The organism is Pacificibacter sp. AS14 (assembly GCF_038899935.1).
Classification (GTDB): domain Bacteria; phylum Pseudomonadota; class Alphaproteobacteria; order Rhodobacterales; family Rhodobacteraceae; genus Celeribacter.
In genome coordinates this window covers 62,740-85,044 of record NZ_JBBMQI010000005.1, presented here as the reverse complement: position 1 = coordinate 85,044, position 22,305 = coordinate 62,740, and the positions used below count along the sequence as shown (strand labels likewise).

Annotated in this window: 18 protein-coding genes; 2 read left to right on the top strand and 16 right to left on the bottom strand. The window is 52.7% G+C overall.

Annotated elements, in window-relative coordinates:
- The first annotated feature begins 62 nt into the window (after positions 1-62).
- Positions 63-1,298: a sugar transporter gene (locus WNY38_RS07200; protein ID WP_342856658.1), complete on the top strand. Its 1,236-nt coding sequence runs from the start codon at positions 63-65 to the stop codon at positions 1,296-1,298.
- A 1-nt stretch (position 1,299) separates the two neighbouring features.
- Complete coding sequence (locus WNY38_RS07195; RefSeq protein ID WP_342856657.1) at positions 1,300-1,986, top strand: ABC transporter ATP-binding protein; 687 nt, start codon at positions 1,300-1,302, stop codon at positions 1,984-1,986.
- Positions 1,987-1,998: 12 nt separating this feature from the next.
- Here the strand turns inward: WNY38_RS07195 and WNY38_RS07190 are convergent, their stop codons facing one another.
- The 16 genes from WNY38_RS07190 to WNY38_RS07115 form a co-directional block, all read right to left on the bottom strand.
- Positions 1,999-3,855: a nucleoside-diphosphate sugar epimerase/dehydratase gene (locus tag WNY38_RS07190; RefSeq protein WP_342856656.1), complete on the bottom strand. Its 1,857-nt coding sequence runs from the start codon at positions 3,853-3,855 to the stop codon at positions 1,999-2,001.
- 214 nt (positions 3,856-4,069) lie between these two features.
- Positions 4,070-4,681: a sugar transferase gene (locus WNY38_RS07185; protein WP_342856655.1), complete on the bottom strand. Its 612-nt coding sequence runs from the start codon at positions 4,679-4,681 to the stop codon at positions 4,070-4,072.
- The gene (locus tag WNY38_RS07180) at positions 4,678-5,589 is read right to left on the bottom strand and encodes an SDR family oxidoreductase (RefSeq protein WP_342856654.1); all 912 of its coding nucleotides are present in this window, start codon (positions 5,587-5,589) and stop codon (positions 4,678-4,680) included. Before WNY38_RS07180 ends, WNY38_RS07185 begins: the two co-directional genes overlap by 4 nt.
- A 175-nt stretch (positions 5,590-5,764) precedes the next feature.
- Positions 5,765-6,208: a cyanase gene (gene cynS / locus WNY38_RS07175; protein ID WP_342856653.1), complete on the bottom strand. Its 444-nt coding sequence runs from the start codon at positions 6,206-6,208 to the stop codon at positions 5,765-5,767.
- 22 nt (positions 6,209-6,230) lie between these two features.
- Positions 6,231-7,970 (bottom strand): bifunctional protein-serine/threonine kinase/phosphatase, encoded by a 1,740-nt coding sequence (locus tag WNY38_RS07170; protein ID WP_342856652.1) that lies wholly within the window; start codon positions 7,968-7,970, stop codon positions 6,231-6,233.
- 51 nt (positions 7,971-8,021) lie between these two features.
- On the bottom strand, positions 8,022-8,861 hold the full coding sequence (locus WNY38_RS07165; protein WP_342856651.1) for a formate/nitrite transporter family protein: 840 nt from the start codon (positions 8,859-8,861) through the stop codon (positions 8,022-8,024).
- A 21-nt stretch (positions 8,862-8,882) separates the two neighbouring features.
- Positions 8,883-9,227 (bottom strand): nitrite reductase small subunit NirD, encoded by a 345-nt coding sequence (nirD, locus tag WNY38_RS07160; RefSeq protein WP_342856650.1) that lies wholly within the window; start codon positions 9,225-9,227, stop codon positions 8,883-8,885.
- Positions 9,227-11,683, bottom strand: coding sequence for a nitrite reductase large subunit NirB (nirB, locus tag WNY38_RS07155; RefSeq protein ID WP_342856649.1), 2,457 nt, complete (start codon positions 11,681-11,683; stop codon positions 9,227-9,229). Before nirB ends, nirD begins: the two co-directional genes overlap by 1 nt.
- Positions 11,684-12,063: 380 nt before the next feature.
- On the bottom strand, positions 12,064-12,267 hold the full coding sequence (locus WNY38_RS07150) for a formate dehydrogenase subunit delta (protein ID WP_342856648.1): 204 nt from the start codon (positions 12,265-12,267) through the stop codon (positions 12,064-12,066).
- Entirely contained in the window at positions 12,254-13,003 is a 750-nt protein-coding gene (fdhD, locus tag WNY38_RS07145) for a formate dehydrogenase accessory sulfurtransferase FdhD (RefSeq protein ID WP_342856647.1), read from the bottom strand. Before fdhD ends, WNY38_RS07150 begins: the two co-directional genes overlap by 14 nt.
- A gap of 39 nt (positions 13,004-13,042) precedes the next feature.
- The gene (gene fdhF / locus WNY38_RS07140; RefSeq protein ID WP_342856646.1) at positions 13,043-15,949 is read right to left on the bottom strand and encodes a formate dehydrogenase subunit alpha; all 2,907 of its coding nucleotides are present in this window, start codon (positions 15,947-15,949) and stop codon (positions 13,043-13,045) included.
- A complete protein-coding gene (locus WNY38_RS07135) occupies positions 15,946-17,463 on the bottom strand; it encodes an NADH-quinone oxidoreductase subunit NuoF (protein ID WP_342856645.1) in 1,518 nt (505 codons plus the stop codon). Before WNY38_RS07135 ends, fdhF begins: the two co-directional genes overlap by 4 nt.
- Positions 17,460-17,936, bottom strand: coding sequence for a formate dehydrogenase subunit gamma (locus tag WNY38_RS07130; RefSeq protein WP_342856644.1), 477 nt, complete (start codon positions 17,934-17,936; stop codon positions 17,460-17,462). Before WNY38_RS07130 ends, WNY38_RS07135 begins: the two co-directional genes overlap by 4 nt.
- Before the next feature lie 155 nt (positions 17,937-18,091).
- Positions 18,092-19,036 (bottom strand): DMT family transporter, encoded by a 945-nt coding sequence (locus WNY38_RS07125; RefSeq protein ID WP_342856643.1) that lies wholly within the window; start codon positions 19,034-19,036, stop codon positions 18,092-18,094.
- Positions 19,037-19,499: 463 nt separating this feature from the next.
- Entirely contained in the window at positions 19,500-20,603 is a 1,104-nt protein-coding gene (gene leuB / locus WNY38_RS07120; protein WP_342856642.1) for a 3-isopropylmalate dehydrogenase, read from the bottom strand.
- Positions 20,604-21,244: 641 nt separating this feature from the next.
- Positions 21,245-22,246, bottom strand: coding sequence for an endonuclease/exonuclease/phosphatase family protein (locus tag WNY38_RS07115; protein WP_342856641.1), 1,002 nt, complete (start codon positions 22,244-22,246; stop codon positions 21,245-21,247).
- Positions 22,247-22,305 lie beyond the last annotated feature (59 nt).

Below are 22,305 nucleotides of genomic sequence, written 5' to 3'. Positions count from 1 at the left end.
GAGCGGATCAGTCATTTAGCTTCACCAAGGCCGCTTTCACTTGGGATAGGGATAACATCGCGATGAACGATACCGAGAACGCTGGGCCTCGCAAGCCGCAGATGGCGACGATTCCCAAAAAACGTCTCGAGCATCTGCGCCGCATGGCTCAACAAGCAGCGACCGTCGAAATCAGACCCTCTGCCGATCTGTCTTTTCGCCGGCCAAGGCATGTCGGTCTCATTATCGTGTTTTGTGCCCTTGTTGCATTTCCGACAATCACATCAGCCCTTTATCTTTTTGCGATTGCAGATGATCAATATCATTCGACCGTAGGGTTCTCCATTCAGAAAAAAGACGAAACTTCGCCAGTTGAATTGCTGGGGGGCATAACAAGTCTTGCTGGATCTGCCACCTCTGACGCTGACATTTTGTACGAATACATTCGCAGCCAAGAAATGGTAGAGGCCATCGACGCGCGACTCGATCTGCGGTCGATTTACAGCAAGCCAACCTTCGATCCTGTTTTTGCTTTTGCACCTGAAAAGATGATCGAAGATCTTATAGATTACTGGCAACGAGTTGTTCGTATCTATTATGACAGCTCAACTGGACTAATTGAACTTGAAGTCTTGGCATTCACACCAGAGGACGCAACGGCGGTGACGCAAGCCATTTTTGAAGAGAGCAGTCGCCTGATCAATGAAATCTCGGATGTCGCGCGTGAAGACATAACGCGCTATGCGGATGAAGAGCTCGATATAGCCGTCGAACGATTGAAGGTCGCACGCCAAGCCCTGACTGAATTTCGCTCACGCACACAGATCGTCGACCCAAGCGCCGACATCCAAGGACAAATGGGCCTGTTGAACACTCTGCAGGCCCAGCTCGCTGAATCGCTCATAGACATGGACATACTGGCAGACAACACCAGAGTTGGAGACACCCGGCTGGACCAAGCCAAAACGCGCATTGAAGTGATCCGTGCGCGGATTGCTGAGGAGCGCAACAAGCTTGGCGTCGGTGATACGTCGGGGCGCGAAGGCAGCTATGCAACGCTTGTCTCCGAATATGAGCGATTGATTGTTGATCGCGAGTTCGCCGAAGCTTCATATACGGCAGCGCTTATGGGCTACGATGCAGCGGTATCCGACGCGCGTCAGCAAAATCGCTACCTCGCCGCCTACATCAAACCCACCAAAGCACAGTCATCTCAGTACCCTCGAAGGTATGCGATCGTGGCGCTTATTGGACTGTTCTCGTTCCTAATGTGGTCAATCGTAACACTCGTCTACTATTCAATTCGCGACCGCCGATAGTATGATCACGCTAGAGAACCTCACAAAAATATACAGCACAGACGGCAACAAGAAGTGTGTGGCGAACAACATCAACGCGGTATTTCCGACCGGTCGTTGTGTTGGCTTATTAGGGCGCAACGGTGCGGGTAAGTCTACACTGCTCAGGATGATTTCTGGTACTGCTGATCCGACATCAGGCCGCGTGCGCACACAAGGGTCGATGAGTTGGCCAGTTGGCTTCGCTGGCAGTTTTCATCCTGATATGACTGGATTTCAGAACACGCGGTTTTTGGCGCGTGTTTATGGCGTTGATACCGACATGCTTGTCGAATTTGTCGAAGACTTTGCTGAGCTAGGCGATCACTTTAATTTGCCTTGTAGAACTTATTCATCAGGCATGAGAAGCCGCCTCGCCTTTGGTGTATCCATGGGCATTCACTTTGACACGTATTTGGTGGATGAGGTTACCGCAGTCGGGGACAGCGCCTTTCGCAAGAAAAGTGAGGCGGTGTTCACCCATCGCCTGCAAAACAGTGGCGCCGTCGTGGTGGCACATGGCATAGGATTATTACGTCGTATTTGCGATATGGGGGCCGTGTTGGAAAACGGCAATCTGACACTTTATGACGATATCGAACAGGCTATTTCAGTTCACAAAGAGAATTCAGGAACTCTTGGCATCGATCACGTAGATGACGACGACTAAAGCAGCCCTGAATTAGATTTCATCTTCTTGATATTGTTGCTCTTCTAGACATTGCGGTTCGTGATATCCATCGACACGTTCACGCACAACTTTACGCATATGTGCGGCATTGGCTGTTTTGATAGCGACATTCAATTCACGTAACATGCCAGCGACCTCCGACGGCCCGAGCATAGCCTCTTCGGCCCGTAGAATTTTTGGATTGGGCGTCGCGCATAAATTGCCATGATCTAATAGAAGTTCTTCATAAAGCTTTTCGCCCGGACGCAAACCCGTCACCACAATTTCGATATCACCTACACAAGACCCCGGCTTCTTAACCATGCGTCCAGACAGTTCAATCATGCGATGCGCAATATCCATTATTTTCTGAGGCTTACCCATGTCGAGGACAAAAACATCGCCACCTTCGGCGTAAGCGCCAGCCAGCAAAACCAAACGCGCCGCTTCGGAAATCGTCATAAAGAATCGCGAGACCTCTTGGTGTGTGACGGTCACGGGACCACCGGCCTCTATCTGTGTTTGAAACAACGGGAGAACCGACCCGGATGACCCCAACACATTGCCAAAACGCACCATAGAAAACTTCATATCCGGTTCGCGCGATTGTTGATCCTGCACGACCAGTTCGGCCATTCGCTTTGTCGCGCCCATAATGTTTGTTGGCCGCACGGCTTTATCTGTCGAGACAAGAATAAACCGTTCAATCTTGGCTTCTGCTGCGGCTTCCGCGACGACCTTAGTGCCAATGACGTTGTTTTTCGCGCCCTCAAGTTCGTTTTCTTCAACGATTGGAACATGCTTATACGCGGCGGCATGGAAAATAATTTCGACATTTTCCTCTGCCAAGATATGTCGCACTCTCACAGGGTCTGTCACTGAGCCCAAGCGCGCCGTGAACTGAACGTTACGTTGCGCGGCGAGTTCACGCAGTTCAAAATCGATTTGATACAGGTTGAATTCACTCTGGTCGAAGAGCACTATTTTTGCAGGACGACAATTGAGAATTTGGCGGCACAGCTCAGAACCAATTGACCCGCCCGCACCCGTTACCATCACAACACGTCCAGCATATGTTTTAGCAATCTCAGGAGTTTCCAAGTCAACGGCATCGCGCCCTAAGATTTCAGCGGCACCCACAGTACGGAATAAGGCCTCATTGCCCCTCCCTGCCATCATGTCAACAAAAGGCGGCAGGACCCTAACCTTCACGCCGATACGCTCGAGCTGCTCAATAACCGCGGCGCGTCGTTCTTTGGCACTTTCAGGCAGCGCAATCAAAACCATTTCAACTTTATGATGCGCCAAGTTGGCTTTCATCCGCTTCTGGCTAAAAACGGGAATTCCGCCAATTGCCATGCCCTGAAGGTGCAAGTTGTCGTCAAAAAACAATACAGGTCGCATAAGGTGGGACTGGCGCAACGCCGAGGCCAATTGAATGCCCGAACCGCCCGCCCCATAAATGGCGACGGGTTGCCGGTTCGAAGTGCTGTCGCGCACATGGGACAAAACCGCAATTGCTGCGACACGCACGCCAACACTTCCGGCAAAAAATGCGCCTCCGAAAATGACTGTTTTTGCAAATAGCCCCGTGGCCCCTTGCTGGATAGCGCACACAAAAAAAATCGGGCACAAACAACATGCCGCAATCGCGATTTTGGACACGTCCTTGGAATTGAACATCACAAGCTTGATGCGATGAAGTCTTAATAACATCACCAACGTCGCGCCCATGAACGCTATTTCAGGAAAAAAAACGGCAGCAAAAGGCGGTGCTAAAAGCGTGGCAAGTTCACCTTGCAATCCAAACGTCAGAACGACAGCGATGATGATCAAAAGCGTGTCCGAGACCACCATTATGCGACGCACCACGTCCCTTGGTAACGTCGTTAAGCCCTGTATCAGCATAAACTCTCACACATCTTTCAAATCTTTGCCCATTTATAACATTTATATATGTGCAAAATATTTATCGTAGATGAAGCAAATCCAGACAAAACGCAAGTTTCGGCACAACTCATAGCCAATGGGTCGTTTTTTGATCACACAAGTTGAAGCTGCTTCACGAACATAACTGGTCCCCTCAAAGCTTTCGTAATTTTGGCCAAATGGTTTCAAGCATAATGCGCAAATCAAAACATATTGATTGGTGCTCTTGGTAGACCAAGTCCAAGCGTGCCTTGCGGGGGATACATGCCCGCGCATAGACCCTATCCGTTTCTGCGGCGGTTTCGCAGCGCGCCAGAAGCATTTCTTCGTGGGCGTGATACCGAACAGACGCCAGCCCCGTTATACCTGGCCGCGAGATCAATACCCGCGCGTAGACTTGTGGAAAGCGTTCTACATATTCACGCAAAGGCGGGCGCGGCCCCACAAACGAAATGTCTCCGCGTAGCACATTCCACAGTTGCGGCAGTTCATCCAAACGCGCTCTGCGCAAAAAGCCACCGAACGGAGTTACTCTAGCGGATTTGTCACCTCCAGACACGCCGCAATCGTACTCTACGACTTTCATCGTGCGAAATTTTATCAGCTTAAACCCTTGAGTTGGGGTCTTCATACGTTCCGAAAAGTAGAGAACGGGACGGCCTTCTTTTATCAAAAGAACAACAGCCAATCCAATAATCGCCCCACCAAGAATGATTGACAAAATCAACGCCAAGACAACATCAAATAGTCGTTTCGCAAGCGTCATAATGCCCCCAACGCGCTGCGCCACTGCGCAACAAGCGCGGTCGCGGTGCCATCTCGTACATTGATACCGGACAACGATGCAAGGCGCCCACAGTCTAACACAATGTCTTGCACAGGCGACGCGGGAACCGAACGTCGTTCCCAGTCAATTCGCGCCGCATCCAAAAGCGCATTCATCGACACAGCTATAGGCGCTGCAACATTGACTACTTGCGGCAATGGCTGAGGCTGCAATGCCAAACATCGCAGGACATCCGCCAAACTTTTGGGACCTATATATGACCGGCGGGGCCCATCACCGTCTGGATAGACATCAAGCCGCCTTGGCATGTCCCCTGATCGCCAACCTTCAGCCGACCCAAGCAAGGCATCCGCGCCAGCCACATTGCCGATACGCAATATGCAAACTTCGATACCATAATCCGCCGCGCGCGCGACAGCCATGGCTTCCATATCTCGCTTAACCTCGCCGTAGGCATTTACCGGATTTAGAGAGCTATTCTCATCAAATGGAACCCCTTGCCCAGCGCCATAGACAGCAGATGACGACGCTATGACAACCCGTGGGATTTTGGCAAGGACAGCGGCATGCAAAGCTTGATCCACCAACGACACGTTGGTCGCCAGATATTCCACATCAGCTTTGTTGCCGGCGCCAGTCCCGCCTAAGAAAACAAACAGCCCATCCACTCCACCGACAGATTTAGAATACTGTAAAAATGGCTCTAACTCAGCTAAATTGGGCCAAATGAGTGTATTTTGCATGGTGCGTTGTGGTGTTCGGAATTGCCAATCGATACACAGCTCTGTGTCTTTTGCGTCCGACCAAACGGCCCGTAAAAGCCGCCCAATGCGTCCAGAAGCCCCCAAGAACACAAATCGTTTGGAGTGATCGTTAGCTCGCGACATACTGCCAGACACCTGTTTAAACCTTGACTTCAATAGCCCGCGCGCACCAAGGGCCGCGCCATGACTATCAAACAGACTTAGACACAAAACCAGCGCAAGGCTAGGGTATATGGCGCATCAGCGTTCGCCCGGCGGATACCCAAGCACGACGCTGACACGCCTCAATCATGCAATTTTACCAAGCGTTATACTGTAGGTACTTGCCGGACATTTCAACTTTGACGCGGTCACCTTTTGGGTTTGCTTCACGCTTTACCGACATTTCAAAATCAATTGCGGACATAATGCCATCGCCGAACTCTTCGTGAATGAGTGCTTTGAGTGTGGGCCCGTAGACGCCAACAATTTCGTAAAAGCGGTAGATGCAGGGGTCGGTCGGAATGGCTTGTTCCCAGATTTTTGTTGGGCTCTCTTCCAAAACGGACGCCGCGTCTTCCGTGAGCCCCAAAAACTTGACCAATTCAGCGGCTTTATCAGCAGGAAATGCGTTCATACCCATGCAAGCGGAATGTGTGAACACAGGGCTCATACCGATGGCATCGGCGATGCCGTCCCAAGTGAGGCCCGCTTTCTTTTTGGCTTCGATAATTTGTACTGTTACGTCTTCTTTCATCAGCATGAGATGCTCCTTTGTGATGGGCCTATTGAAAGGCCAGAGTGGCGAGGACAAGGCATAACAAGGCCAAGCCTCCAGATAGGGTTTTCCAAAATCGCTCGGGATTGCGCTCGGCCAATGGGATATGGCGACGCGCAGTATAGCGTAACGAAGGCGAACGCAGATTGGCGGCAAATTCAGACAACGCATCGTGGCGGCGCGCAGGATCGGGGTGAACCGCCTTAGCCAAGGCATCATCCAACCACGCTGGCATCGGATGGGCGTCATCGCGGGCATTGCGGTATCGCAGCCGCGTTCTATCACGTGGGCTTCGCACTTTGCCAACTTGCGTGCCGTAAGGCAAAACACCGGTCAGCATTTCGTAGGCAATCACTCCCAAAGAAAACAAATCCGACCGCCAGCTTACTTGTTCACCAGAGAAGTATTCAGGCGCTGTGTATTGCAGGGTGCCCAAGATGCCATCTTCTTCGCGCATCGGCGCGGCCTCTTGCACGCCAGCAACATAGGTCGACCCGAAATCAATGATCTTGGCCACACCATCCGTATCAAGCATGATATTTTCAGGACGCAAATCTTGATGCAACATTTCGCGCCGGTGAAAGGCGCGCAATCCACGGATCACTTGTTCCAAGATGTCGCGTACTTGCTCGAAACTGGGCTTAGGGTTGTCTTGCATCCATTGACGCAATGTCTGACCTTCGATGAAGTCAGTCACCACATATAGACCCGAACGCGGTCCAAGTGATGCGGGCGCACCTAAAACATGGACGTTGTCTAAACGGCGTGCAATCCAGTCTTCCATCAAAAAACGACGCAACCCATCAGCATCGTCTTTCAAATCCGACGCTGGAATTTTCAAGGCAACAGTTTCGCCGTCGGGCGCTTTGGCTAGAAAAATATGGGACCGATGATTTGCGTGCAACTCGCGTAAAATTTTGTAACCATCCAGCATGCTGCCTTCGCGCGGCAAAGCCGGAATGGGCAAGGTTCGAGCCTGTTGATCGAACTGGGTTTCATCTGACGTGGGCACGGCATCAATCCGCACGATTTGAACCGTCAGATTGTCTGTGCTGCCTGCCTCCAAGGCGTCGTTCAGGATATGTTGTGCGGCATCATCCAATGTCGGAGCCTCAGCAATACGCTGTGCGACTGTGCGTGCGATCCAGTGTTCGTGCACCCCGTCGGTGGTCAAAAGAAACACATCTCCACGCGATACTGGCTCTGCGCGATACTCAATATCAACGCTGCTTGCAGCACCAATCGCGCGCGACAGCACCGTTTCACCAGCCCCCAAGGACACATGGTGATCATTGGTAAGGGGCTCTAGACTCAGACCCGAAAGTCGCCAAATGCGGCTATCTCCAACATGAAACAGATGCGCGGTTCTGGCTTTGAGCACCAGCGCCGCAAGGGTACAAACGTGGCCGCGATCCGCATCGACCAAACCCGCGAAACTGCTTTGGGCATACAGCCACGCATTGGCCGCCGAAATCACTCGTGACGCAGCGGTTTTGACAGTCCAAGCGTCAGGCGTGCTGTAGTAATCTGCCAGTAGGCTTTTGACGATTGTCTCGGAAGCCACAGCAGACACTTCAGATGTCGATATGCCGTCAGCCAGCGCAATCGTGATGCCTTTAAATGAAAGCGCGCGCTCGTCTGGAACGAGCGCGCCGTAAAAGTCTTGGTTGTGCGCTTTGTGTCCGGCCGAAGTTGCCTGACCAATACTGACAGAAAGGGAAGAGGCAGTTGTTTGTGTATCGCGCACGAAAACCAGCTTTCAAGAAATGAACCCAGCCCGTTTGGGCTGGGTTGGTATCTATAATTCAGCAGGTGTGCCGACAGACCCCGTTACAGAACGCTTAGGAGACGTCTTGAAGTGCGTCGCATAGATCACGCCACCAACAAAGGTCAGGCCACCCACGAGGTTGCCAAGAACCACTGGGATCTCATTGTAGATGAAGTAGTCAGCCCAAGTGAATTGCCCGCCGAGCATGATGCCTGATGGGAACAAGAACATGTTTACGATTGAGTGCTCAAAACCAAGGTAGAAGAATACGATGATCGGCATCCACATTGCCATGATTTTACCTGAAACACTGCTGGACATCATCGCTGCTACAACGCCTGTAGAAACCATCCAGTTACACATCACGGCACGAATAAAAACCGTCAACAAACCGGCACCGCCAGCAGCCGCATAGCCCAAAGTCCGCGCTTCACCGATTTGACCGATCCGTTGGCCAACGGCGTTTGGTTCTTGGCTAAAGCCCATGGTAAAAATGATCGCCATAAACACAGCAGTGGTCAATGCGCCCGCAAAGTTGCCGCAGAACACAAGCCCCCAATTGCGAAATACGCCTTTCCAAGTCATCCCTGGACGTTTGGCAATCACAGCCAAAGGCGCGAGGGTGAAAACACCGGTCAAAAGATCGAAACCCAAAAGGTAGAGCATGCAGAACCCAACAGGGAACAGTAGGGAGGCGACAAGAAAGTTGCCCGTGTTAACGGCGATAGTCACCGCGAAAGCTGCGGCAAGCGCTAGGATCGCGCCCGCCATATAAGATCGGATCAACGTGTCTTTGGTGGACATCAAAATTTTAGATTCGCCGGCTTCGATCATCTTCGCCGCGAACTCGGCTGGTTGTACATATGCCATGAGGTTCTTCCTTCGGTTGGATTAAGCGTTTTGAAGTTGTTTTTCTTGGAGACAGAGGGAGATATTCCCCCCTTCAACTTTCACTGGGAACACACTCGTCTTGCCTGTGTCTGCGCCCTGAGCTTCTCCTGTTTCCAAAGAGATGACCCAGTTTGTCAGCGGGCAAGACACCGTGGTGCCATGAACGATACCCGCGCTGAGCGGACCGTCTTTAAACGGGCAACGATCCTCAAGCGCGTAGACTGCGTCTTGTGAGGTGCGAAACACCGCGATGGTTTTTGAGTTTGTGATCACTCGGCGCGCGCCTTGGCGCGGAATATCGTCGAGCGTGCCGATAGCGATCCATTGGTTGTCCTGAACAGTCATTATTCTGCTGCCTCCAGTGAAGAAAGGTCTGCCAATGGTGAGAACTCGTGCGCTTCTGCGCCCTGAACACGTTCAGCCCATGGGTCAATTTGCGCGAATGTTTGAGAGTACAAGAAGCGCTCGTAATAGGTTTTGCGTTGCTCTGCATCATCGTAGATCACAGATTTCACGTGGTCGTAGCTTAGGCGATCGGCCCATTTGTAGATGCGTTCAAGGTAGAAACCTGTTTCGCGGTAGTACTGTGTCAGCGCCCCGCAATATTCGAGAACTTCTTCTTCTGTCTCAACATTGCCAAGCTTGGTGGTGCCTTGAATATGCAAACCAGCCGCACCGCCGTAGAGAATTTCATAGCCACTGTCGACACAGACGATACCGATGTCTTTACAGGTGCTCTCGGAACAGTTGCGCGGACAACCAGACACAGCAAGTTTCAGTTTCGCAGGAGACCAAGAGCCCCAAAGCAGACGCTCAAGCTTGATACCAAGGCCAGTGGAATCTTGCGTGCCAAAGCGACACCAATCCGTGCCCACACAGGTTTTCACGGTCCGCAGACCCTTGGCATAGGCCGCCCCAGAAACCATGCCCGCGTCGTTGAGATCTTTCCAAACGGGGATCAAATCGTCTTTTTTGACGCCCAAAAGGTCGATCCGCTGACCGCCTGTGACCTTAACAGTTGGGATGCTGAATTTATCAGCCACGTCAGCAATCGCACGCAGCTCGTCTGGCGTAGTGATCCCGCCAAACATACGGGGCACAACGGAATAAGTGCCGTCTTTTTGGATGTTCGCGTGCACACGCTCGTTGATAAAACGCGACTGTTGGTCGTCGACATATTCACCTGGCCAATCGGACACGAGATAGTAATTCAGCGCAGGGCGACATTTGGCGCAGCCTTCTGGCGTGTTCCATTCAAGCTCTTGCATCACAGCGGGAATAGACTTCAATTCTTTGGCTTTTATCATACGACGCACGGTGCCGTGGTCATGCGTTGTGCAGCTACACATGGTTTCAACGTCAGGCAATTTGAATTCATCACCCAAAGTCAGCGCCATCACGTTTTCAACAAGACCCGTACATGTGCCGCAAGAGGCCGACGCTTTCGTGTGTGCGCGGACTTCTGCCAAAGTGGTCAGGCCCATGGCGTTGATTTTTGAGACAATCGTGCCCTTGGTGATACCGTTACAGCCACAGATTTCCGCGTCATCAGACATGTTCGCAACCATGGCCAGTGGATCAACCGCGCCACCCCCTTGGAAGGCTTGACCAAAGATCAATGTGTCGCGCATCTCAGAGATGTCTTCGCCAGACTTGAGCATCTCATTGTACCAACCACCATCATCAACAGCACCGTAAAGCACCGCACCGATGATCTTGTTGTCTTGGATGATAACACGTTTGTACGTACCGCTTTTCGCATCGCGCAACACGATGTCTTCGCGATCGTCGCCTTCGGCAAAATCACCAACAGAGTAGAGATCACACCCCGTGACTTTTAGTTTTGTTGGCGTTTCTGTGTGCACGAAGGCCGCATCAGATGGGCCAGTCAGATGCGCGGCCGCAACTTTCGCCATTTGGTAAAGTGGTGCTACAAGACCGTAAACCATGCCGCCCACTTCGACACATTCGCCAACAGACAAAATGTCAGGATCAGACGTTTGCATGCCGTTTGTTGTGACAATGCCGCGATTCACTTCGAGGCCTGCGTCTTTGGCAAGCTGAACACTCGGGCGAATGCCAACAGCCATAACAACGATGTCGCACTTGATCAGCGTGCCGTCATCCAGCTCAACACCGGAGACTTTGCCGTCTTCGCCGATGATCTGTTTGGTGTTGGATTTGCAGCGAATATCGATCCCGCGGCTTTCCAGCTCTTTTTCAAGCAAGTAACCCGCAGCCGTATCAAGCTGACGTTCCATCAGAGTCGGCATCAAGTGCAAAACCGTCACGTCCATGCCCAAAATGTTCAGACCTGCTGCTGCCTCAAGGCCCAAAAGACCGCCGCCAATGACAACAGCACTGCCACCTTTGCCAGCAGCATCGCGCATGGCATTCGTGTCATCCAGATCGCGGTAGGCAAGCACTCCGTCAAGTTTATGACCGGGGCACGGGATGATGAACGGATCAGAACCGGTTGCCACGACCAATTTGTCGTAGCTTTCAGTGATACCATTCTCGGACGTGACCGTTTTCGCCTCACGATCAATCTTGGAAACTTTGGCACCCATATGCAATGTGATGCCGTTGTCTTTGTACCAAGCTTCATCGTGAATGATGATATCATCAAAGGATTTTTCGCCAGACAAAACCGGCGACAGCATAATGCGGTCATAGTTCACACGTGGTTCTGCATTGAAAATAGTAACGTCATAGGCATCGCCCGCGTCAAAAAGATGCTCGAGCATCCGGCCAGGTGCCATGCCGTTTCCGACCACTACAAGTTTGAGTTTTTGTGTCATGTACCTATGTCCTGTTTCGGCTTTTGCACGTTAGGACACGAGGTGTTTGATAAGCTCGGCACCGCATCCCTGACCTTTTAAAAAGATCACGTGCAGCGCCGTTGCTGCGCTCTCAAGGAGAGCAAAAATATGATTGTCTGCCACATCATTGTGGCGGGGCATCTTTACCCGACTTAACTCAGCAATGCGCCGAGACGCCGCTCGGTTCAAGGGCACCGCTTTATACAGGCACAAATTTCATGTGACTTTTAGGTCAAGTTTCGCCAATGCTCAAAAAAAGCGCGGAAATTACCCTCACTGTCTAAAACAATGACGCAAATTTGACAGTTCATTTACGAAAATGGAGTGATCAGCCTCAGGTGATTCCCGCTTATACCGTGTCAAAGACGCTTGCTGGCCTCAACCACAAGTTCATCAAGCCCCGCGCCGCCACCGGTCACAAACGCGACCAATTGCGCCTTCATCCGAGGTTCCCAAAAATCAGAAATGTGATCAGCCACGCCCTGAGCCTGATCGATTTTGGGCTGCGTCTTGAAAAATGCGGCAATCTGATTGGCCATACGAACCATACTATCTGGTGACATCTTTGGGTCCTGCTTCAATGCGATCTGGATGTGAGAAAATTTCGAACGTTTGCGCGCGGGCGAATGCAATCAAGGTCACGCCTGCAGCCTCAGCGACATCCACAGCCAAAGCCGTTGGAGCCGATACAGCAATCAAAGCGGGGCATCCGACCATGGTCGTTTTTTGCACCATATCTACAGACGCGCGACTGGTGATCACAAACGCGCCGCCTGCAGGATCGACACCAGCGCGGTTCAGACCACCAATCAGCTTATCAAGCGCGTTGTGCCGACCGACATCCTCACGCGCCATCAAGATGCCTTTGCCCGCGATCAAAAAGCCAGCGGCATGGACCGCACGCGTTTGGTCATGCAGCGGCTGTTGCTTGCGCAACTGATCGGTGGCTTGCTTAACATCAAAGGTGGTCAAAAGACCTCGCGTCTGCGGTATTGTCGGCAAAGCCCGCAGCGCCTCGTTCAGGCTATCGATGCCACACAGGCCGCAGCCCACTGGCCCCGACATATATCTGCGGCGCGCGTTTACCACTTCAGCTTGTTGCGCGTTCAGCCAAAGCTGCGCCTCAAGCCCCGTTGGGTGTTCAACGACTTCAATGCGCTCGACATCTGATATCTTAGCGACAAATCCCTCGCTCAAGGCAAAGCCGTAAGCGAAGTCTTCCACATCTTGCGGGCTCGCCATCATAACGGCCTGCGTTGTGCCATTGAAACTGATCGCGATAGCGGTCTCTTCCGCCAAGCTATGCCCAGATATATGCCGCGCAGGCTCTCGCACCTGTTACTCAGCCGCAGGGGTGATACGACGCGATTGTGCCGCTTGTGATGCATAGTCTTCTTGCCACTCACTTGGACCGTTCGACAGGCTGACCTGCACCGCTGTCACTTTGTATTCAGGGCAATTGGTCGCCCAATCTGAATAGTCAGTGGTGATCACATTGGCTTGCGTGTCTGGGTGATGGAAGGTGGTGTAGACAACCCCAGTAGACACCCGATCCGTCAGCGTCACACGCAGCGAGGTCTCTCCCGCCCGCGACGTAAGGCGCACCCAATCCCCATCAGAAATACCGCGTACTTCGGCGTCATGCGGATGCACTTCCAGCACATCCTCATCATGCCAAGCGACATTTTCTGTCCGTCGCGTTTGCGCGCCGACATTGTATTGCGACAAGATCCGCCCCGTAGTGAGCAACAACGGGAAGCGCGGACCAGTACGTTCGTCCGTGGCGATGTATTCGGTGATCATCAAACGGCCTTTGCCACGCACAAACCCGTCGACATGCATCAAAGGCATCCCGTCAGGATGCTCTTCGTTGCAGGGCCATTGCACAGACCCTTTGTCTTCAAGCAGCTGATACGTCACATCAGAAAACGACGGCGTCGTCGCTGCGATCTCGTCCATGATTTCGCTCGGGTGGGTGTAAGTCCACCCCGCGCCCATGGCATTCGCCAGCATTTGGGTCACTTCCCAGTCGCCGTATCCATTGCGCGGTGCCATAACTTTACGCACGCGGTTGATGCGGCGCTCTGCGTTGGTGAAAGTGCCGTCTTTTTCCAAGAACGTAGACCCCGGCAAGAACACATGTGCGTAGTTCGCTGTCTCATTCAAAAACAGATCGTGCACAATCACGCATTCCATCGCCGCAAGTCCAGCCGCCACGTGTTTGGTGTCTGGATCAGATTGCAAAATGTCTTCGCCCTGACAGTATAGACCTTTGAAGGTGCCATCGACGGCCGCGTCCAACATATTAGGAATACGCAGCCCTGCTTCAGGGTCGATTTTCACACCCCAAAGGCTTTCAAACACATCGCGCGCATCGGTGTTTTTCACGTGACGGTAACCAGGCAATTCATGTGGGAACGACCCCATATCACAAGCGCCCTGCACGTTGTTTTGACCACGCAGCGGGTTCACGCCCACGCCCTTGCGACCGATATTGCCCGTCAGCATCGCAAGGTTGGCGATGCCCATCACAGTGGTCGACCCTTGGCTGTGCTCTGTCACCCCAAGACCATAGTAAATCGCGCCATTGCCGCCTGTCGCAAACAGACGTGCCGCCGCGCGCAGCTCTTGCGCATTAACGCCTGTCAAAAGCGCTGTGGCCTCTGGGCTGTTCTTGGGATCAGATACAAAAGTCGCGTAATCAAGGAATTCATCCCAATCGCAACGGGTGCGAATGTAGTCTTCATCCATCAGGCCCTCGGTCACGATCACATGCGCGATGGCCGTTACAACAGCGACGTTTGTACCGGGTCGCAGTGGCAGATGATGCGCGGCTGAAATATGCGGTGACTTCACCAAATCAATGCGCCGCGGATCGATAACAATCAACTTGGCCCCTTGGCGCAGACGCTTTTTCAAACGCGAAGCAAACACAGGGTGGCCATCGGTTGGGTTGGCGCCGATCACGATCACAACATCGCTGTGCTCAACACTGTCAAAGTCTTGCGTGCCCGCCGAAGTCCCAAAGGTTTGACCCAAGCCGTAGCCTGTTGGCGAATGACACACCCGCGCACAGGTGTCTGTGTTGTTATTGCCAAACACAGCCCGCGCGAGCTTTTGCACCAAATAGGTTTCCTCGTTGGTGCAGCGACTTGATGTGATAACGCCGATGGATTTTTGACCATAGGTCTCTTGCAATCCACGCATTTTTTGCGCGGCAAAGCCCAAGGCTTCGTCCCACGACACTTCGCGCCAAGGGTCTTCGATCTTATCGCGGATCATTGGCGACAAGATGCGGTCGCTGTGATTGGCATAGCCATAGGCAAAGCGACCTTTGACACAGGAATGACCACGGTTCGCTTTACCATTTTTGTAAGGCACCATGCGCACCAAAGTGTCGCCATTCATCTCGGCTTTGAACGAACATCCAACCCCGCAATAAGCGCAGGTGGTGACGACAGATTTAGTCGGCGTCCCAAGATCGATCACAGATTTTTCTTGCAGCGTCGCTGTTGGGCAGGCTTGGACGCAAGCGCCACAACTGACACAATCTGACGTCATGAAATCATCAAGCTTGGTGCCAGCAGAAATGCGACTGTCAAATCCGCGGCCTTCCATCGTCAACGCGAAAGTCCCCTGAACTTCTTCACAAGCGCGCACACAACGCGAACAGGCGATGCACTTAGAAGGCTCGTAGGTGAAATACGGATTGCTCTCGTCTTTGGGCATGTATTTTGGATTTGGACCTGACGCGTTGCGTGTCGCGAAATGCGTCTCGACAGCTTCATAACGCACATCGCGCAAGCCCACGACACCAGCCATGTCTTGCAATTCACAATCGCCGTTGGCCGCACAGGTCAGACAATCAAGCGGGTGATCAGAGATGTACAACTCCATCACGCCTTTGCGCAGTTTTTGCACTTTTACCGTTTGGGTTTTAACGATCATCCCGTCAGACACAGGCGTTGTACAAGACGCAGGCATGCCACGGCGGCCTTCGATTTCGACCGCACAAAGGCGGCACGATCCGAAGGCTTCCAAATTGTCAGAGGCGCAAAGCTTGGGCACGGTGATGCCTGCTTCGGCTGCCGCACGCATAACGGATGTGCCTGTTGGCACTGTGATGTCAAATCCATCAATGTTCAGCGTCACAGGCGCGCCAGTTTGTACGGGCGTGCCCATGTCGCGGTCATCTTGAATGCCGTTGCCGTCAACGCCGTCCCAAGGAATTACAAAATCTTTCATTCTGCGGCCTCCGCTTTGCGGTCAAAATCATCTGGAAAATGCGTCAGGGCTGACATGACCGGATAAGGCGTGAAGCCCCCCAGCGCACAAAGTGATCCGTCTCGCATGGTATCACAAAGATCGACCAAAAGCTCTTTTGCTGCACCATCACCGGCGGCAATACGATCAATCGTCTCGACTCCGCGCACAGATCCGATCCGGCACGGGGTGCATTTGCCACAACTTTCAACAGCACAAAATTCCATCGCAAAGCGCGCCATCGACAGCATGTCTGTGGTCTCGTCGAACACCACAACGCCTGCGTGACCGATCAAACTGCCAGCGGCATCGAATTCCTCATAGCCAATCAACGTGTCGAAATCCGAGGGCGGCATATAGGCCCCCAAAGGCCCGCCGACCTGTACGGCTTTCACCGGCTTGCCTGAGGCTGTGCCGCCACAAACATCATTGACCAACTCGCCCAAAGGAATACCAAAGGGCGCCTCGAACAATCCGCCGCGTGCGACATTGCCAGCGATCTGCAAAGGTGTCGTCCCACGTGAGCGCCCGATGCCGAAGTCTTTGTAAAAGGCAGCACCTCTCTCGAAAATCACGGGAACCGTCGCCAAGGACAGCACGTTGTTCACAACAGTGGGTTTTCCAAACAGACCTTCAAGCGCTGGCAACGGTGGTTTGGCGCGCACGACGCCGCGCTTGCCCTCCAGCGAATTCAACAAAGACGTCTCTTCGCCGCAGACATATGCGCCCGCGCCAACCCGCACTTCCAATTCAAAAGTGCGATCCGAGCCCAGCAGATTTTGACCCAAAACGCCCGCGTTCTGCGCAATCACGATGGCCTTGTTCATCACCTCGATCGCATCCGGGTATTCTGCGCGTAGATAGATGTAACCTTTGGTGGCATTCACCGCGAGACCGGCAATGATCATGCCTTCGATCAAGCAAAAGGGATCACCCTCCATCAACATGCGGTCCGCGAAAGTACCACTGTCGCCTTCGTCTGCATTACAAACGATGTACTTTTGATCGGCCTCAGCACCCAGAACAGTGTTCCACTTGATGCCCGTCGGAAAACCAGCCCCGCCGCGTCCGCGCAGACCAGAGTCTGTAACCTCAGCAACGATGTCTTTGCCCGTCATTGACAAGGCGCGTGTGAGGCCCGAAAGCCCGCCATTCGCCTTGTAGTCATCCAAGTTCAAAGGATCGATCAAGCCGCAACGCGCAAAGGTCAAACGCGTTTGTTTGGCAAAAAATGGAATGTCCTCAACAGCGCCAAGGGATGGGAATGTATCATCCAACACCGCGACAGCGTCTTGGGGCTGAACTGGCCCGTAGGCTTTGCGGCCCGCGCCTCGATCAATCTCAACCAAGGGCTCAAGCCAGACCATGCCACGTGATCCATTGCGGATCAACTCAACCTCTAACCCACGATTTTTGGCCTCAAGCACGATGGCCGCGGCAACCGCATCTGCACCAAGAGATTTGGCTGCGCTGTCTGCAGGAACGTAAATTTTCATGCGCCAGCCTCGCTCAAGATTTGATCCATTTTGGAAGCATCAACGCGCCCCACCACTTTGCCGTCAACCATGGCCGCAGGCCCGCAGGCACAAAGCCCAAGACAATAGACGGGTTCAATCGTCACAGCACCGTTTGCTGTGGTGCCATGCCAAGCGACACCGAGCTTTTCAAGCGTCGCATCGGCAAGATCATTGGCCCCCACGGCTTGGCACGCTTCAGCGCGGCAAATTTTCACAACGTGGCGACCCAATGGGGCCTCTTTAAAGTCGTGATAAAACGACACAACGCCATGCACTTCTGCGGCACTGATGTTTAGCGTTTGCGCAAGAAGAGGGACAGCGGATTGCGGCACATGATCAAACGTTTCCTGCAATGCGTGAAGCATCGGCAAGAGTGGGCCTTCGAGCGATATCTGTGTCATGATGACATCAAGGATCGAAGCATCGCTGGGCGTTTCATGTGGATGGCGCATCGCATGTCCTTTGTGCAGTTGCGCAAACAGACCATGATCGCGGACCTAAATTCAATAAGCAATTTTGTGACCCTACGCACGCCCAGCTGTGCATTTATTGAAAGGCGTGTTGCCGATCCTGCGCACATCAAAACATGTTAGTGCTGCGATGTGCTCTATTTTGAATTGCTGCGACGCAAGAAGGGCGAAATTCGAAAAGACGACGCGGAAGACGCTCGGGACCGTGTGCGCAACACCGGCGTATTTTGCGACGTACCGCCTTGCGATTCACGGAACACGATGTAGAGGCCTGACATAATGATGATACCAGCGCCAATAACTGTGCCCAGATCGATGGACTCGCCAAAGAACAGGGACCCGAAAAGGGTCGCCCAGATGATTTGAGAATATTGCATCGGCGCAACGATGGCGGCCTCGGACGCCTTATATGCAATGATCAAAAACACGCCACCAGTGAAGCCAAGGACAGACAAAGCGCCAATGCCACCCAGATCATTGATCGGCAAAGGCTTATACGTAAACACCATCAACGTGCCCATGATGATGAAATTCGCGACCATCGGATACAGCATCAACACAACGGTGCGCTCTTCGCGCCCAACTTTACGTACAATGATCGACGCCAACCCACCAAGACAGGCACAGGTCAAAGCGGCAGCATGCCCCAATGTTAAATCTGTGGAACCGGGGCGCAATACAACGAAAACGCCGATAAGACCAACGACAACAGCGCCCCAACGATGCGGGCCCACGCGCTCTCCCAAAACAGGAATGGACAAGACTGTGATCAACAACGGCGTGGCAAAAAGAATGGCGTAGACTTGCGCCAGTGGCAAAACAGTAAACGCATAAAACGCGCACATGACGTTGATGGTCGTACAAAAGGTTCTCAGAGCCGTCCACCACGGGTGCACAGGGCGCAAATGGCCTGATGTTTTGTCCCGAATCAACATGAAAGTGACTAGCGGAAAGGAAAACAGCGTTGAGAAAAAGATCATCTGAAAAGGGGAATAGGACACCCCCAAATACTTGATCACAGCATCATGGGTCGCAAAAACTGCGAATGCAAACAAAGCGTAAAATGCGCCAGAGATATTCATGAGCAGTCTTTCCGTTTTTTGTTAGCGATAACCGATGAAGTCATAAGTTTCGTACCTGTAGTTTAGACACTTGTCGAGGCAGCTATAGCGCCCCAAATATAAGATATGACAAACGCCCACAAATCCGCCACTTGCTGCTATTGCGGCGCGCATAGCATCTTAACGCTTTCAGGAAAAACTCGGCACGAGCTGCAATGCACATCATGTGGCGCGCCATTGCGACGGATGAAATCGTTGCGCACAGATCACGTGATCGATTCGTTTACGGTGCAAGGCACGCACAAATCCAAACCAAAGCGCAGCAAGGAAAAGTCTAAGGATCGATATAAGTCGCGCAACAAAAAGAAATCTATCGCGCACCGGTTGATTGATGTCGCAGAAGACATTTTTGATATTTTTGACTGACATCAAAAAAACCGAGGCATCGTTTCCAATGCCTCGGCCTAAAGTACTATCGGAAACCTTACAGGCTGGCTGTAAGTGCCTCGATGATTTTGTCGCCCATTTCTGTGGTGGACACGGCGGTTACGCCGTCTTCGCCCAGCAAGTCAGCAGTCCGTGCGCCGCCTGCCAAAACAGTTTCAATCGCTGTTTCCAAACGTGTCGCTTCATCGCCTTGATCAAACGAGTAGCGCAATGCCATCGCGAATGAGAGCACACATGCGATTGGGTTGGCTTTGCCTTGACCCGCGATATCTGGGGCTGAGCCGTGTACCGGTTCGTACATGGCTTTCGGACGACCATTGGCCATCGGCAGACCCAAAGACGCGGATGGCAACATGCCCAGAGACCCAGTGAGCATTGCCGCACAATCGGACAAGATATCGCCGAACAGGTTGTCGGTTACGATGACGTCGAACTGCTTAGGCGCACGCACCAATTGCATCGCGCCGTTGTCGGCGTACATGTGAGACACTGCAACTTCTGGGTAATCAGCAGCAACCTCGTTGACGACATCGCGCCACAAAATACCGGATTCCATCACGTTGGCTTTTTCCATGGAACACAAACGTTTGTCGCGCTTCATGGCCAATTCGAACGCGGCACGGGCCGCACGCTCGATTTCGCTTTCGGTATAACGTTGAGTGTTGATACCAACGCGTTCGTTGTTTTCAACAAAAATACCGCGTGGTTCACCGAAGTAGATGCCAGAGGTCAATTCGCGTACGATCATGATATCGAGACCGGCGACGATGTCTTTTTTCAGTGACGAAAAATCGGCCAAAGCATCGAAACACTGGGCAGGACGCAAGTTTGCAAACAGGTCCATTTCTTTACGCAGGCGCAAAAGGCCGCGCTCAGGTTTGACGGAAAAATCAAGATCGTCGTATTTTGGACCACCAACAGCACCAAGCAAAACAGCATCAACGCTTTGCGCTTTTTCCATAGTCTCATCGGAAATTGGGGCACCATGTGCGTCGTAAGCAGCACCACCGACAAGGTCGTGAGACACATCAAATTTTAGACCGCGTTTGTCACCAAACCAATCGATGACTTTGACGACCTCGGCCATCACTTCGGGGCCAATACCGTCACCGGGCAGAATAAGAAGAGATGGCGTGCTCATATCGCATTTTCCTTGTGTTTAAGCGTTGGTTTCGCCTACCCGACGACGCGGTGAAGGTCAAGGAAAGGCCTTTTTATACGCTCAAACTTGATGCCAGAAGACCCCAAACAGCCGCGACGCGGCCAAGGACACTGGTGCCACTGTCATCATTCCAGCAAATGTTTATAATTTCGGAAATGCGGCCGGAACTTGGGATGAAACAACGCCTCACCGACCGAGCACGCGCAAAGGACAAATCAGAGAAGGCTTTGAGCGCAGCTATGAAGCATCAGGCGTTCAAACCATTTTGCTGCGCGCAGGTGATTTTATTGATCCAACAGACGTCGCGGACGATGTGATGCGGATGGTGTTGCTGCGCCATATCAACCAAAGCAAACTCTTATTACCGAGTAAAAGCAACAACATGCACGCCTTTTGCTATTTGCCAGACTGGGCACGTGCCGCCGTGTTGTTGACCGAGACGCGAAACACATTGGCCCAATTTGAGGATATCCCCTTTGGAGGTTACACCTTTACGTTAAAAGAATTGCAGATAGAGCTTGAACACGCTTTGGGATGTGCCACACGCCTTAGGCACCGCCAAATGTGATCGCCTTGTGCCCGATTTTGAACGCACCGACATGAGCACCGTTATGCGTGCGTCATTGCCGCGCGATATCTATCCACACAAGGCCGTGCCGAAATAAGGCCCCCTCACTGTTTGAGGCCAATGACCATGACACCCCGGCGTCGATCACCTTGAGATCGGCGGAGGGCAATACATAATCGACACGTAGATTTCCAGGGACAGGATCATCCCAATCAGCCGTGTCCAAGGCGGCATCGCCGGTATGCGCATCGTTGGAGATGCCTTTCGCATGTGCTGAATGTGGCTGCGGATCTTGCAATCTTGAGTCGGCCAAAAGGGCCTGCACGTCTTCAATGCGGCCATCGCCATCATGCGGGTCCAAGTTAGCATCGCCGATCACTATGAACGGCGTAGTCGGCGCAGGTGCGCCAAGCCGCCCATCCAAATAGTACCGCCAAAGCGCAATTTCATCAGCGTTGCGCAACCCATTGCGATCCTCGTCGCCGTCGAACACAGGCGTCGTGGCATAGAAGGCCAGCATGTGTATGGGCGTCTCGTCCCACAAAACAGGCACGTCCCAGTGGTTTGTGGACGACAGACGCAAGACGTCCAGATCGCCCGCGTCATAATAGTCGACAGGCACGCGCGCTTGCGGCAGGTCACGCCACAACAAGGTCGAAAAATCTGTGATTTTGTTGGCCTCAATCGGCAAGCGCGATAAAACCGCAAGCCCCCCTTGCCCATGAAATTCACCGTAAGATTGCGCATCTCGGGCTTGGCCCAAACGACCGTCTTTGTCCAAGTCACGTCCCGTGGATTGGCCCGCATTGCTGATACGAGAAAACACATGCGGATAGGCCGCCCCAGCTTGGGTCAGCGCCGACGCAAATGCGCGGACCGTATGCCCGTCAAAGTCGGTATCTATCCCAGTGAGCACCAAAACATCAGGCGTTGTTTTCAAAATGTGATCAATTGCGGATAGAATTTCGTTATCCTCGCCTGACAAAATATCGCGCAATAAAACACCCGGCCCTTTGCGCGATAGCTCGGCGTTCCAAGTCGCTACGCGCAACACATCTTGTGCGCCGGCGACAAAAGGACAAAGGCAAGAAAGACTTATTAGCCCAGCGCGAA

What these genes read in the sequence shown, in the direction of transcription:
- WNY38_RS07200 (WP_342856658.1), top strand. Translation starts at nt 63, where the DNA reads ATGAACGATACCGAGAACGCTGGGCCTCGCAAGCCGCAGATGGCGACG.
- WNY38_RS07195 (WP_342856657.1), top strand. Translation starts at nt 1,300, where the DNA reads ATGATCACGCTAGAGAACCTCACAAAAATATACAGCACAGACGGCAAC.
- WNY38_RS07185 (WP_342856655.1), bottom strand. Translation starts at nt 4,681, where the DNA reads ATGACGCTTGCGAAACGACTATTTGATGTTGTCTTGGCGTTGATTTTG.
- WNY38_RS07180 (WP_342856654.1), bottom strand. Translation starts at nt 5,589, where the DNA reads ATGTCGCGAGCTAACGATCACTCCAAACGATTTGTGTTCTTGGGGGCT.
- cynS (WP_342856653.1), bottom strand. Translation starts at nt 6,208, where the DNA reads ATGCTGATGAAAGAAGACGTAACAGTACAAATTATCGAAGCCAAAAAG.
- WNY38_RS07165 (WP_342856651.1), bottom strand. Translation starts at nt 8,861, where the DNA reads ATGGCATATGTACAACCAGCCGAGTTCGCGGCGAAGATGATCGAAGCC.
- nirD (WP_342856650.1), bottom strand. Translation starts at nt 9,227, where the DNA reads ATGACTGTTCAGGACAACCAATGGATCGCTATCGGCACGCTCGACGAT.
- nirB (WP_342856649.1), bottom strand. Translation starts at nt 11,683, where the DNA reads ATGACACAAAAACTCAAACTTGTAGTGGTCGGAAACGGCATGGCACCT.
- WNY38_RS07150 (WP_342856648.1), bottom strand. Translation starts at nt 12,267, where the DNA reads ATGTCACCAGATAGTATGGTTCGTATGGCCAATCAGATTGCCGCATTT.
- fdhF (WP_342856646.1), bottom strand. Translation starts at nt 15,949, where the DNA reads ATGAAAGATTTTGTAATTCCTTGGGACGGCGTTGACGGCAACGGCATT.
- WNY38_RS07135 (WP_342856645.1), bottom strand. Translation starts at nt 17,463, where the DNA reads ATGAAAATTTACGTTCCTGCAGACAGCGCAGCCAAATCTCTTGGTGCA.
- WNY38_RS07130 (WP_342856644.1), bottom strand. Translation starts at nt 17,936, where the DNA reads ATGCGCCATCCACATGAAACGCCCAGCGATGCTTCGATCCTTGATGTC.
- WNY38_RS07125 (WP_342856643.1), bottom strand. Translation starts at nt 19,036, where the DNA reads ATGAATATCTCTGGCGCATTTTACGCTTTGTTTGCATTCGCAGTTTTT.
- leuB (WP_342856642.1), bottom strand. Translation starts at nt 20,603, where the DNA reads ATGAGCACGCCATCTCTTCTTATTCTGCCCGGTGACGGTATTGGCCCC.